General features: G+C 46.7%; 11 protein-coding genes. 4 read left to right on the top strand and 7 right to left on the bottom strand.

What is annotated here, in order from left to right; all coding sequences use genetic code 11:
- Window positions 1-15: 15 nt before the first annotated feature.
- The 7 genes from R6242_RS09995 to R6242_RS09965 all read right to left on the bottom strand — a co-directional run bounded on the left by R6242_RS09995 (window position 16) and on the right by R6242_RS09965 (window position 7315).
- On the bottom strand, window positions 16-738 hold the full coding sequence (locus R6242_RS09995; RefSeq protein ID WP_293932816.1) for an LOG family protein: 723 nt from the start codon (window positions 736-738) through the stop codon (window positions 16-18).
- Window positions 739-942: 204 nt separating this feature from the next.
- A complete protein-coding gene (locus tag R6242_RS09990) occupies window positions 943-1734 on the bottom strand; it encodes a transporter substrate-binding domain-containing protein (RefSeq protein WP_293932817.1) in 792 nt (263 codons plus the stop codon).
- A 251-nt stretch (window positions 1735-1985) separates the two neighbouring features.
- Window positions 1986-2777 (bottom strand): transporter substrate-binding domain-containing protein, encoded by a 792-nt coding sequence (locus tag R6242_RS09985; protein WP_318426328.1) that lies wholly within the window; start codon window positions 2775-2777, stop codon window positions 1986-1988.
- A gap of 653 nt (window positions 2778-3430) precedes the next feature.
- A complete protein-coding gene (gene ubiB / locus R6242_RS09980; protein ID WP_318426326.1) occupies window positions 3431-4945 on the bottom strand; it encodes a ubiquinone biosynthesis regulatory protein kinase UbiB in 1515 nt (504 codons plus the stop codon).
- Window positions 4946-5609: 664 nt separating this feature from the next.
- A complete protein-coding gene (locus R6242_RS09975; RefSeq protein WP_318426324.1) occupies window positions 5610-6161 on the bottom strand; it encodes a sterol-binding protein in 552 nt (183 codons plus the stop codon).
- Window positions 6161-6898, bottom strand: a complete 738-nt coding sequence (gene ubiE, locus R6242_RS09970; RefSeq protein WP_293932821.1) for a bifunctional demethylmenaquinone methyltransferase/2-methoxy-6-polyprenyl-1,4-benzoquinol methylase UbiE — start codon at window positions 6896-6898, stop codon at window positions 6161-6163. The genes R6242_RS09975 and ubiE overlap by 1 nt, the downstream gene beginning before the upstream one ends.
- Before the next feature lie 45 nt (window positions 6899-6943).
- Entirely contained in the window at window positions 6944-7315 is a 372-nt protein-coding gene (locus tag R6242_RS09965; protein ID WP_318426321.1) for a DUF971 domain-containing protein, read from the bottom strand.
- 214 nt (window positions 7316-7529) lie between these two features.
- Here R6242_RS09965 and phoB point away from each other — a divergent pair, with 214 nt between their 5' ends.
- The 4 genes from phoB to R6242_RS09945 all read left to right on the top strand — a co-directional run bounded on the left by phoB (window position 7530) and on the right by R6242_RS09945 (window position 14115).
- Window positions 7530-8222 carry a phosphate regulon transcriptional regulator PhoB gene (phoB, locus tag R6242_RS09960; RefSeq protein ID WP_293932823.1) on the top strand — a complete coding sequence of 231 codons (693 nt, stop codon included), beginning with the start codon at window positions 7530-7532 and terminating at the stop codon, window positions 8220-8222.
- 128 nt (window positions 8223-8350) lie between these two features.
- Window positions 8351-9637 carry a phosphate regulon sensor histidine kinase PhoR gene (phoR, locus tag R6242_RS09955; RefSeq protein ID WP_318426317.1) on the top strand — a complete coding sequence of 429 codons (1287 nt, stop codon included), beginning with the start codon at window positions 8351-8353 and terminating at the stop codon, window positions 9635-9637.
- A 180-nt stretch (window positions 9638-9817) separates the two neighbouring features.
- Window positions 9818-10897: a transaldolase gene (tal, locus tag R6242_RS09950; protein ID WP_318426315.1), complete on the top strand. Its 1080-nt coding sequence runs from the start codon at window positions 9818-9820 to the stop codon at window positions 10895-10897.
- Window positions 10898-11502: 605 nt separating this feature from the next.
- Window positions 11503-14115: a type I restriction-modification system subunit M gene (locus R6242_RS09945; protein WP_318426313.1), complete on the top strand. Its 2613-nt coding sequence runs from the start codon at window positions 11503-11505 to the stop codon at window positions 14113-14115.
- The last annotated feature ends 2 nt before the right edge of the window (window positions 14116-14117 follow it).

Raw genomic sequence — 14117 nt, 5'->3', positions numbered from 1 at the left:
TTATTTGGCATTCATTTAATTATTCAAAGAATACCCCGTTTGCTCCCATTTCTCGTGGTGCTCACGGATCAGCTGAACAGCATCTTCAATGGTATCGACTACAATTGGGATTTGCATATCGACTTCGCTAGCTAAGCCCGCATTATTTTCTACCATATAACGCCGAGCCCAATCTACCTGCTCGTGCCACATTTCGCCGACTAAAATCAAAGGCGTGTCATACAATTTACGCACCTGAATTAACTGCCACACCATGGCTAATTCTAATAAAGTGCCAATACCGCCGGATGTCACAATAAACGCATTAGAGCGCAAAATAAAATGGTGTAAACGTGAAAAAAATGTTTTGTGCTCATAAACTTTGCCAACAAAATCATTCACATTTTGTTCAAAATCTAAATCAACCCGAATCCCCACTGATGCCTCTGGCCGATCAGGCGCACCATCACGTGCGCCTTCATTAGCAGCCTGCATTAAACCTGGGCCACCTCCAGTAACAATACGGCAGCCCATGGCGGCTAATTCGCTAGCAAGTTGTTTAACCGCTTCATAGGCTGCCGAGCCTTCTTGAATGCGGGCTGAGCCAAAAATAGTGACGTGATAATCAGGCGTATGCGCAGGGCGCAGGCGGGCCAATTCATCCACTACATCCCAAAGCTTAAGCACGGCATCACCCACGATATCCAGCGCTTGCTCGTCATCAATCACACCAATCGGCTTATTATTTGGATTTATCATTTTTTATATCCTACGCGGCCAATAAAATGGAATGTGCAGTCTACACTAGGTAATTATGGGTCAGCTAAGTGTAATTTTCCCAATAATAATGGAGGATCTTTTACTTTATATCGGCACAGATTAACTTTATTTAAATAAAATAAAGCCCACACAGCCAAAGGCTTTGTGGGCTTTAGATAAAAGCACTATAAAACTAAGAAATAATCACCCCTGAATACGGAATGTACGCGGGAATGGTGTATTACTTTGTGGGCCAAACCAGCGGTTAAAGATTAACTCTGCCTCACCGGTTTTTTCAGTTTCAAGCAATGTTTCATTAACTAGATTAAGTAAACGCTTTTCATTTAACTTAACGGCAATAGAAAGAATTTCAGTAGCATTAGAATAACTAGAAATCTCATACTGTGCTTTGGTGGTCATGTTATTTAATGCGCCCGCTAAAGTAGGCTCATCATCCATCACCACATCCACACCGCCCTGCTCTAAAGAACGCACCGCATTTGAAATATCAGCAAATGCAGTGATATGCGCCTTAGGGTAAAGTTTTTTAGCAAGCTCTTCACCCGTTGTGCCGCTAGAAACCGCAATGCGTAATTTAGCTAAAGACTCTGAATTAGGATATTTACCCTTTTTATTTAAAGCTTTTTGCGCGGCAACAAAATAACCAATGCTGCACGCCACTTCACGCTCACGCTCAGGCGTTTTGGTGAATGCAGCCACAATCACATCCACCTTGCCTGACTTTACGCTGGGAATACGCTCAGCGGGGTTCACATCCTGCACTACCAGTTTGACACCCAGCTTTTTGGCAATAGCTGCAGCAAAATCAACGTCATAGCCAGAAACAGTGTGATTTTTATTTCTTTGCCCAAACGGGGGAACGTCTGCCGAAACCCCCGCCACCAAGGTACCTCGAGCCTTAATCGTATCAATTAAATCGGCGTGGGCCAGTACGCTACAAACACTCAAAAAACCAGCCAGAATTAATCGTTGCATAATCAAGCTCCAGACTATTGATGCATCAAGATCGCATCATTGCCATATCAGATAAGAAGAATCTGATCTTAAAGCGCTTTAGCTTGACCTCTATACTGCGACAATCTCCAACTGCACTAAGTAAGAATTTGTGCATATATAAAACAGTAGCAAAATAAGTAAAAACACTTACCTAAACGCTCGTTTTATTACATTAATATGAAAAATTCCTTCAGCAACCTCCATAATAAATGAGGCAAAGTGTTGCTAAATTACCCACGAATCTTAAACGTGCGGGGAAATGGCGTTGCTGTTTGTGGCCCAAACCATTGGTTAAAAATACGCTCTGCTTCGCCAGTGTTTTCCATTTCAAGCAAAGTTTCATTAATGATATTCATTAAGCGCTTTTCACCAAGCCTAGCGGCAATAGCATAAATCTCTGTGGCATTGGCATAACTCGATAATTCAAACTGTGCCTTGTTAGACATTTGGCTTAGATTACGTGCAAGCGATGGCTCATCATCCACTACTGCATCAATTTTTCCCTCTTCTAAGAAACGTACCGCCTCAGGAATATCATCAAAGGCAACGACCGTGGCTTTAGGGTAGAGCTTGCGAACCAAATCAGCACCAGTTGTCCCACGCGCTACACCAATATTAGCCTTGACTAAGGATTCTGGAGTTGGAAACCTCCCTTTCTTAGACAGCACTTTTTGTGCCGCAACAAAGTAGCCACTGCTGCAATTTACTTCACGCTCGCGCTCAGGCGTTTTAGTAAATGTTGCGACCAAAATATCGACCTTAGCTGTTTTAACGGCAGAGATACGCTCGCTTGGATCCAAATTGAGCACCACCAATTTAACGCCCAGCTTTTTAGCGATTGCTCCAGCAAAATCAACGTCATAACCAGAAACCGTTTGATTTTTATTTCTTTGTCCAAACGGCGGAATATCAGCCCGCACCCCAGCCAACAAAGAGCCACGGGTCTTAATGGCATCCACCAAATCAGCATGCGCCAGCATGCTACAAGTGCTAAGCAAAGCGGCTAAGAATAATTTTTTCATTTAAAGCTCCAAGTATGCAAATTACTACTAAAGATTGTTTTATGAATTATAAGAATTTAATTATATAGCATAGTAGCAAGTGGGTTTATACCATTAGCAAGGGCTAAGGCACATACATCAAACTAGCAGTGTAGTCAGTGATTCATCATAGAATTTGCAAAAAACAAGAAGAAAAATACGCGACAAAGGATATATCAAGCCAAATCCTATCAACTTAAGAAAAATATCACCGTAGGGCGGGCGGGGGGGGGGGGCAACATCGCTCGTGGGTTTCAGCCCCATTAGGAACCGCAGATTGCTTAAGTTGATAGAATCGGTATCAAGCCTCCCCATTGTATGAAGATAAGCAGAATAAACCTGCCCAAACTGATAAAGGTACGCTATTAAAAAAGCGTTTATTTCGCAGTATAGCGACGCGCTAATTGAAAAATAACTAAGGCGTGCAGAGGCCAAGGCAATATAAATCAGAAGACTAGGCGGAAAGTAGATCAAGAAATCAAACCATATTCAGCAGAATAGCTGAACGATGACAACTACAAGTATTTTAGAGGGACTGAGTATAAAAAAGCGTTTGTCACTACGCCGCGACAAACGCCATTTTTTTAGTAGTAAACTAGCAGGCTTTACCGGCATAGCACTTAGCTTACTGCCAGCTATTTATACCACCAAGTCAGCAATAATCCCGCCAACAGCGCTGCAATCACCCCCAGCAGCCAGTTGCGCTTTTTTTGTTCCCACATCAGGCCGCTATAACCTGCCATCAATAGCTCGGTATGGTTTTGATCGAGCAGCTCGCCTAATTTACGTGGCAGCATGGGCAGTAAGGCGGCCCATTGCGGCGCTTCTTTTTTTAGATTACGCAGCATGCCACGCCAGCCAATTTGCTCGTGCATCCAGCGCTCTAAAAACGGCATAGCCGTTTGCCACAGATCTAGATCTGGATCAAGCTGACGGCCTAAGCCTTCGATATTCAGCAGCGTTTTTTGCAACAGCACCAGCTGCGGCTGGATTTCTACATTAAAGCGGCGCGAGGTTTCAAATAGACGCAGCAGCACTTGGCCAAAAGAAATTTGCGACAGCGGCTTGTTAAAAATAGGCTCGCAAACGGTGCGTACTGCCGCTTCTAACTCTTCCACTCGTGTGTCTTTAGGCACCCAGCCCGATTCAATATGCGCAGTGGCAACACGGTGGTAATCACGATTAAAGAAGGCTAAAAAATTAATCGCCAGATATTGCTTATCGCTGTCTGATAAGGTGCCGATAATGCCAAAATCCAGCGCAATATAGCGATTATCCGCCGCCACTAAGATATTGCCGGGGTGCATATCGGCATGGAAAAACCCATCGCGAAACACTTGGGTAAAAAAGATTTCTACCCCAAAGCGCGACAGTTTTTTTAAATCCATTCCTGCTGCCAGCAGCTCATCGATGCGCCCGACCGGAATGCCATCCATCCACTCCATCACAAACACTTCACGCGCACAAAAATCGTAGAAGACTTCCGGCACTAGGAGCTGGCTGGAATTCAAAAAATTGCGGCGCAGCTGGCTGGCATTGGCCGCCTCGCGCATTAAATCCAGCTCGTCGTGCAGATAGCGATCAAACTCGGCCACCACTTCTCTAGGGCGCAAACGCTTACCGTCGGCCGAGAGTTTTTCTAATAGCACCGCCATAATGCGCATCAGCGCCAAATCAGATTCAATCACCGGCAAGATATCAGGCCGTAAGACTTTTACCGCCACCTGCTGGCCATTATGTAAACGTGCCTTATGCACCTGCGCCACCGAGGCGCTAGCCACCGGCGTGTGATCAAATTCAGCAAATAGTTCAGCCAATTTACGGCCTAAGCTTGCCTCAATCACCGCCACTGCCGTAGCCGCAGCAAAAGGTGGTACATCGTCTTGTAGTTTCGCCAGCTCATCGGCAACATCCAGCGGCATTAAATCGCGGCGAGTAGACAGAACCTGACCAAATTTGACAAAAATTGGCCCCAACTCTTGCAGCGCCAGCCGCAAACGCTCAGCCCTTGGCGCGGTTAAATCTCGGCCAGAGAGTAAGGATTGAATCAGCTTACCCAAGCCACGCACCCGCTCATGGCCGAGTAAAAACTCATCCAGACCATAGCCAAAAACCACACGGACAATTTTAATTAAACGAGAAAGACGCATTGGTTCAACTTAAGATTTTAGTGCCTTCGGCACATTGATTTAGGAGCGGTAGCCACCGCGGGGCCTTCCTTTCTTGCTTCGCCAAGAAACGAAGCCAAGCGACAACCACCTAGGCACGAAGGCTCCTCATCTGCGGACAATCGAGCGGCGGCTGCGGAACTCGCTTCGCTCAAACAGTCCTCGCCGAAACCCCGCCCGCTTGTTCCTCGCTTCGGCGTGCTTCAAGGGGATTATTAAGCCCTATGCCGAGAGCGTGGTCATTTTGCTTTCTGCAATGTTTTCTAGTGTAAGAAACAACGACAAAACAAAGAAATAATTAACAATACTATTGCTAAAACAGGCTTAGCTACGCAAAATCCCAATGTTTCTACCGATATAGAATTACGCTTGGTAGCGCAAAAAATGGTGCAAAACATGAATTACCGATTTTTTTGCGCTCCAAACCTAGGGTATTTGTGATTGAATAGGAATTCATTAAATCACCCAGGGATAATAAAAAATGAAAATTATCGAAATAATTTTAGCACTCGGTATGTTGCTGGTTTTTTTAATTGTATGCGTTGCGTTAATTCACAAAATATAAGTGACGGTTTTATCAGCTCAATACATTTTTACAATTCAACTATTGAGCTGATAAATACAAAAGTCATAAACCCAACCCACCTTATATTAATTGGGAAACTCGCTTTTCCAGCCTTGCCAGCGCATCACGCAATTCATCCACATCATTACAAAACTGGTTCACATCGCGCTTATGCGCCAACAGTGGGGCCTCGTCGCGCAAGTATTCGGCCAAATTGGCCACCATTTTTGAGCCCATAGCACCAGGAATCCCGCCCACTTTGCCTGCAATGCTGACCAGTCTTTGCGTCGCCACATCGCCAATCAGCTTGGATAATTCCTCAGCAGCATCCCAGCGCAGGCCGCTCAGCACATGGCCGATGCGGCTGCCTAGCTCGCCGTCGCCACTCAAGCGCACATGGCGGGCGGCTGCGGTTTTATCCTGCATGCGGTGAGTAAAAAAGCTGATAGGTAAATCGAGCGTAGCTTCTGCTTCGGCCTTGCTTTCAGCCAAGCGGCCATCATTCATCAGCACCAAGGTTTCGCTCACCAGCGGCAGGGAAATCTTGATGCTACGGCCAGCGAATTGCGCAAGCTCAGCCTTCGCTGCCGCGTCCTCTACCAACAGGCGATTAAGTACGGCAGCCAGTAACATCAGATTTTTATCCCTTTATGCAGGGCAACCACACCACCGGTCATATTATGAAAATCAACGCGGCCAAAACCAGCGTCTTTCATCATTTGCTTTAAGGTTTCTTGATCTGGGTGCATGCGGATCGATTCCGCCAGATACTGGTAAGAATCTGCATCATTAGCCACCAGCTTGCCCATAAATGGCAATAACTTAAACGAGTAAATATCGTAAGCAGGTTTTAAAGGAGCCCAAACTTTAGAGAACTCCAGCACCAATAAGCGCCCGCCTGGCTTTAAGACGCGGCACATTTCGGCCAGCGCCACATCTTTGTGCGTCATATTTCTCAGGCCAAAGGCCACCGAAACACAGTCAAAGTAGTTATCTGGAAACGGTAGTTTCTCTGCATCGCACTGCGCCACCGGCAATGCATAGCCCTGATCCAATAGCCGATCACGCCCTACACCCAGCATCGAGCTATTAATATCGGTTAGCCATACTTGGCCGGTTTTGCCCACTTTTTTTGCAAAAGCTTTGGATAAATCACCCGTACCACCGGCAATATCCAGCACCTTATCGCCGGCTTTCACACCACTGGTTTCAATGGTAAAAAATTTCCAGATGCGGTGTAAACCACCTGACATTAAGTCATTCATCACATCGTATTTTTTAGCCACCGAATGAAAAACTTCAGCGACTTTTTGCGCTTTTTCGGACTCATTCACCGTTTTAAAACCAAAATGGGTACTTGGATCAGTCATTTTTAAACTCTCACAATATTTGTTCTTTAACTTTATGGCTGACAATTAAGCCCGCGCAGCCCCTGCCAACTCTAAACGCGCTAGATAATCTTGCCAGTTGGCTTCCTTATTACGGCCCAGCTCATAGAGGTGGTCCCAAGAATACAGCCCTGAATCATGGCCATCATCAAATACCAATTTTACTGCGTAGTTGCCCACGGGGGCGATATCGATAATATTGACGCCTTGCTTACCTACTTGTAGCGTGCCGGGCCCAGCGCCGTGGCCGCGCACTTCGGCAGAGGGGCTAAACACCCTTAGGTATTCGCAAGATAAATCAAAATGACAGCCATCATCAAAGTGAATCTCTAGTATTTTAGAGGCTTGATGCAGTTTAATTTCGCTGGGTTGCGGGGTTGTTGCGCTAAGTCCGGCCATTGGTCACGACGCTCTTGAATGAACCCTTGCATGATACCCCGCTTCAGGACTTTGCTGTCAGCAGCATGCAGGCTGTTAATTTACTTTTGAGTGTGAAAAATACGCCACTGTAATTTAAAATAAGACCACTTCTTTACGACTTGTAATATTAAAGACATATTGAGGCCTTAATCTTGCAACAAATGTGGAACTTTATTCCGCGAGGTCAATCGCTATGCCTGCAAATATTTTACTTGTTGAAGACGAACCCGCCATTCAAGAGCTGATTGCTTTCAATCTATCTCAAGCAGGGCACCATGTGATGCGCGCTGACTCTGCAGAAAGTGCGCAAAATATCGTCCGCAATGCCCTACCTGATTTGATTTTGCTCGATTGGATGCTACCTGGCATGACTGGGATTGATTTTGCTAAAAAGCTGCGCGCAGAAGAGCGCACTCGGCAAATCCCTTTGATCATGCTCACCGCCCGCTCGGACGAGCAAGATAAAGTGATCGGCCTAGAAACTGGCGCTGATGATTACATTACTAAGCCATTTAGCCCACGTGAGCTGCAAGCGCGCATTAAGGCTGTGCTGCGCCGCCGCGCACCGCAAATTACCGATGATACCGTTGAAGTACAGGGCCTGCGCCTAGACCCTGCCACGCACCGCGTAACCGGCAATGGCGACACCATTGACCTGGGGCCAACAGAATTCCGGCTACTACATTTCTTTATGACCCACCCAGAGCGAGTGCATTCACGCGCACAATTGCTTGATCATGTTTGGGGCGATCATGTATTTGTGGAAGAACGCACAGTAGACGTACATATTCGACGATTACGCTCGGCGCTGGAATCAACCAGCTTTGATCGTCTAATCCAAACCGTACGTGGTACAGGCTATCGGCTTTCTGCACATAATAATTAAGCCTAAGGTAAATACCAGGCCTCAAGCTGAGATATACTTACATAAAGCTTTTAAAGATAATTAGCTAGAAACGACGAATGATTTATAGCCTTGCATGAGTAAGCGCTTTCCCTTTGGAACAAATCTAAATGCTTTGGCTACGCTCTCTGATTCATTATTTGGTAATGGCGCTATTTTCTGCGGCAATCGGTGGAATCCATGGCTTGCTATATGGCATGGCAACCGCAATTGGGCTGTTATCGCTATCGGTTTTGTACCACTTAATTAATCTTGGCCGCTTACACCGTTGGGTAGAAAACTCCCGCGTTGATAATGTACCCAGCGGTATTTTGATTTGGCAGGAAGTATTTGATCGGGTTTACAACCAGGTACGCCTGCAAAGCAAAATTAAAGAACGCCTCACCAATACGCTGGATCGTTTTACCAATGCCAGTGAAGCGCTACCCGATGGCGTGGTGATTTTAGATGAGCACGATCGCATCGAATGGTGCAATCGCTCGGCGGCGCAACATATGGCCATCAACCGCGTCAGCGATGTGTGGCAAGTAATTAGCAATATTGTTCGCCATCCTTCGCTGCGCGAATACTTACGCAGTCAAGATTTTGCCCATCCGCTGGTTTTACATACACATAGGCCACAAGAGCAGGTGTTATCAGTGCAACTGGTTCCTTTTGATTCAAGCCGCAAGCTGCTGTTATCCCGTGATATCACCCAGCTTGATCGCGTACAAACTGTACACCGCGATTTTGTTGCCAATGTATCGCATGAGCTACGCACGCCGCTCACCGTAGTGGGCGGCTTTATCGAAACCATGATCGATATGCCTGACACGGATGCCAATATACGTCGCCAGCATTTACAGCTTATGTACGATCAAACACAGCGTATGCAACGTTTGGTTGACGATTTACTGACGCTCTCTCGCCTAGAAAGTGGCCAGCAAATGCGTGAGGAAGAAGTAGATATCCCACAGCTTATGCGCCTACTCGCTGCCGAAGCCGAAGGCCTATCCCAAGGCCGCCATATTGTAGCCATTGGCCAACTCGACTCAATCCGTTTGATTGGCAATCACGACGAGCTGCATTCAGCCTTTGGCAATTTGGTTTCTAACGCGATTCGCTACACCCCAAATGAAGGCAAAATTACGCTGGCTTGGAATCTGATTGACGAGCACGGCGTATTTAGCGTGCAAGATTCGGGCATCGGCATTTCCCCCGAACATGTACCCCGCCTTACTGAGCGTTTTTACCGAGTAGACCGTGGCAGATCGCGCTCTACTGGCGGCACCGGCTTAGGCTTAGCCATTGTGAAACACATTATTCAGCGCCATCAAGCTCAGCTAGTGGTGCAATCGCAAGCAGGCATCGGCAGCCAATTTGCGGTGAAGTTTCCACCACAGCGAGTGATTAAATAACGAGGGTTATGCACCCTTTCTGCACACCCATTTCAAGCATTTCCCCCTGTCAACCTTCATGAAGCTTAAAAAATAGTAATAATTATTGCGTGATGACAAATGCTAAATCATGGGGGATAGGGGATAATTTGCTACTGAGCATTACTTTTCTTCTATCTCTTTATTTGAGGTGTCACCCCCATGAGCAAAATCGCAGCCATTAAGCCCCTAGGTCAAAGCATCTGGTTGGATAATTTATCGCGTGGTCTGATTCAATCTGGCGATCTTGCCAAGATTTTGAAAGAAGACGGCATTGTGGGGGTGACATCTAACCCAGCGATTTTCTTCAAATCCATCAGCTCCGATCCGCTTTACACTGGTGATCTAGCCGAATTAAAAAAACAAAACCTCACAGCAGAACAGCGCTATGAAGCGCTAGTGATCCCAGATTTACAAGCCGCTTGCGATGTAACCCGTGCCATTTACGATGAAACCAAGGGTAAAGACGGCTACGTATCACTAGAAGTTTCCCCAACGCTATCGCACGATGCAGTGGGCACCATCAGCAACGCCAAGCGTTTGTGGGCGGCTATTGATCGCCCTAATTTGATGATCAAAGTACCCGCCACCTCTGCCGGCGTAATCGCCATTGAAGAGCTGATTGCCTCTGGCCTGAATATCAACGTTACGTTGATGTTTAACCTGAAACACGTTGATGAAGTGCTCACAGCCTATATCCGCGGCCTAGAAGCACGCGTTGCCGCTGGCCTGCCGGTAGATCACGTGCATGCCGTAGCGTCCGTATTCCTATCCCGCGTAGATAGCTTGATTGATCCACAACTGGAAGCGATTGGCAGCAGCGAGGCGCTAGCTCTGCGCGGTGAAGTGGCAAAATCATTTGTAAAAGTCTCTTACGAGCATTACAAAAAGCTCTTCCACGGCACTCGCTTTGCAGCACTAAAAGCACTGGGCGCAAACCCACAACGCATGCTGTGGGCTTCTACCGGCACCAAAAACAAAGCCTATAGCGATGTGATGTACGTGGCAGATCTGATCGGCCCAGAAACCGTCAACACCGTACCAGACGCCACACTCGATCTATTCCGCGACCACGGCGTAGCCGCGCTGACGCTTGAAACAGGAACAGACCAAGCCATCGCCAATCTGGCCGCGCTGCGCAAACTGGGCATTAACTACAATCTGCAAGGCGAGCAGCTACAAACCGAAGGCCTGAAGCAATTTGATGATGCCTTTGTAAAACTACTGGCACTGACTGCATAATTGTTTCTAAATTAAAAAAGCACACCCCAAGAATATTCGGGTGTGCTTTTTTTATGGACTAAATAAAATCATACCCAGTACGCACTCATGCCAAAGAGAAATCCAGCCTAGATCGCAGGCTTAATTCATACTCTTGTGCAAGATAGCCATGTGCCAACTTAATCCGTCTGAATTAAATAATTACACGCTATTGTCGCTCTGTTTAATGATGGCCAGCGTATAATGTATCGATTGCACTTCATTCACATCCAGCCCCTTCGGTGGCATTTTACGTTTAGGTAAAGAGGTGCTGTGACAGGTGAAATATTAACGATTAACTCATGCTACACACACAAAATATTGATCTACCAAAAACACTCAACACATAAAAAACGGATAAAAACAGAACAATCACCTTTCTTTTTTTATCATCAAACAAAAATTAAAACCTAATAAACACTTGATTATAAATATAAAAATTAACCATAAAAAATGGTCATGCAGTATTTATTCATGTTTTTTATATTTTATAGCGGGTTGCGTATTTCGAAATTTGGCTGGATAACGTCAGCAATTAAACAACAGAGCCTCGCTGTTAGTCAAAGAATACAAAAAGGAAATGTATTTTGAATAAACAACAATTAGCAGGCAAAATTTGGGAATCTGCTAATCAGATGCGCTCAAAAATTGAAGCCAACGAGTACAAAGACTACATCTTGGGCTTCATTTTTTACAAATACCTATCGGATCAACTCATCCAGTTCGCCAAGCAGCAAGGCATGTCGGCCGCTGAAATCGCATTGCTCAGTGAAGAGGATGCAGATACGGTCGAGTACATCAAAAAAGAGCTGGGCTACTTTATTGCCTACGACAATTTGTTTTCGACTTGGCTTTCTAAGGGCAGTGACTTTGATGTTTCGAATGTGCGCGATGCCTTGTCTGCGTTTGATCGGCTAATCCACAGCAATCACAAAAAACTATTCGACGGCATTTTTAATACCCTGCAAACGGGATTGAGTAAATTAGGCGAAAGCGCCGCCAAGCAAACCAAAGCCATCAGTGACTTGCTGCAACTGATTAAAGTTATCCCCATGGATGGCAAGCAAGACTACGACGTGCTGGGCTATATCTACGAATACCTGATTGAAAAATTTGCCGCCAACGCCGGTAAAAAAGCGGGTGAATTCTATACCCCGCACGAAGTTTCATTACTGATGTCCGAGATCATCGCGCATCACGTCAAAGACAAAGAAAAAATCGAGATTTATGACCCGACCAGTGGCTCGGGCTCTTTGCTGATCAACATCGGTAATTGCGTCGCCAAATACATCGATGGCGAAAACAATATTAAATACTTCGCACAAGAACTCAAAGCCAACACCTACAATTTAACCCGTATGAACTTAGTGATGCGCGGCATCAAGCCCAACAATATTGTGACCCGCAATGGCGATACTTTAGAGGACGATTGGCCTTATTTTGATGAAAACGACCCATTGGGTTATCACCCGCTGTATGTCGATGCGGTGGTATCCAATCCGCCGTATTCTCAGCAATGGGATCCAGAGCACAAAGCCAGCGATCCACGCTATGCGCGCTTTGGCCTTGCACCTAAAACCAAAGCCGACTACGCCTTTTTGCTGCACGATCTGTATCACCTCAAGCCCGATGGCATCATGACCATTGTCTTGCCGCACGGTGTGTTATTCCGTGGCGGTGAAGAGGGTGCGATTCGCAAGCAGCTGATTGAGCAAAACCACATTGATGCGATTATTGGCCTACCTGCCAATATCTTTTTTGGCACCGGCATTCCTACCGTGATTTTGGTGCTGCGCCAAAAACGCGAAGCGACGGATGTACTCGTTGTCGATGCGTCCAAGCATTTTATCAAAGTCGGCAAAAACAATAAGCTGCAAGCCTCCGACATCAAACGCATCAGCGATGCGGTGATTCAGCGCGCCAATCATCCCAAATTTTCGCAATTGGTCAGCAAGCACACGCTGCGCGACAACGACTACAACCTGAATATTCCGCGCTATGTCGATTCTGCCGATACCAGTGACACTTGGGATTTGCACGCCACCATGCTCGGCGGTATTCCGGTCAGCGAAATCAATCAGCTACAGCATTATTGGCAAGCGTTCCCTGCCTTGCGTAAGGCATTATTTAGCAACACCAACAGCCACTATGCGCAGCTCGCCATTGCGGCGGCCGAGGTGAAGCCCACCATCACCCAACACGCCGAAGTCAATGCGTTTGGGCTCAGTTACGCCCAGGCGTTTACTGGCTTTGATACCTACCTCAAAACCGAACTCATCACGCAGTGGCAGACGGTGAGTATTGCACGGCAAGAAGACACGCTCTGCCAAGACCTGTTTACGCGCTTAGCCAGTACCCGCCTGAATGACATCGCCTTAATCAGCCGCTACCACGCTTATCAATTGCTCGATAATCACTGGCAAACCATCGCCGCCGATTTGGAAATGCTGCAAACCGAAGGCTTTGCCGCCAGCAAGCAGGTTGACCCCAATATGGTCAACAAAAAAGTCAAAGGCATCGAAACCGAAGTGCAAGACGGCTGGCTTGGCCACATCCTGCCGTTTGCCTTGGTGCAAAACACTTACCTCAGCGCCGAGCTACACGCGCTGCAGCAGCAAGAAAATCGCGTAGCGGAAATCAGCGCCGAATTAGAAGCCATCCTCGATTCGCTCTCTGAAGAAGATAAATCCCTCGATACCGTCAACGACAACGGCGATGGCTTTGTTAATGCCGCCGTGGCCAAAGCCGCCAAGCAGCTAAAAGCCGACCTCAAAGCCGCCTCGAAAACAGTAAAAGCCTTGGATGCAGACAGCTATGAAGCCAAAATCATCCAAGCCGATACCTTGATCGTCGAAGAAAAAGAGCTGAAAAAAGCCGTTAAAGCCGCCGCCGATGCACTGCACCTCAAAACCAAAGCCACCATCGAAAGCCTGAGCGATGAACAAGTGAATACGCTGCTCGAATTAAAATGGATTACGCCCTTACTGGCCGAGCTAGCGCAATTGCCGACACAGCTGATTGGGCAACTCACCCGCCAAGTGCAAGCACTAGCCGATAAATACGCCACCACCTACGCCGCAGTTGCCAGCGACATCCAACAAACCGAACAAGCGCTAGCGGGTTTAATTGAAGAACTGACGGGGAATGAGTTTGATCTTGCCGCCCTAAACGAATTAATGAAAATGCTGAGTGATGAGTGATA

It is taken from the genome of Iodobacter sp. CM08 (assembly GCF_033446605.1).
Lineage (GTDB): Bacteria > Pseudomonadota > Gammaproteobacteria > Burkholderiales > Chitinibacteraceae > Iodobacter.
The sequence above is the reverse complement of the archived record's forward strand: the minus strand, read 5'-3'. Positions and strand labels throughout refer to the sequence as shown.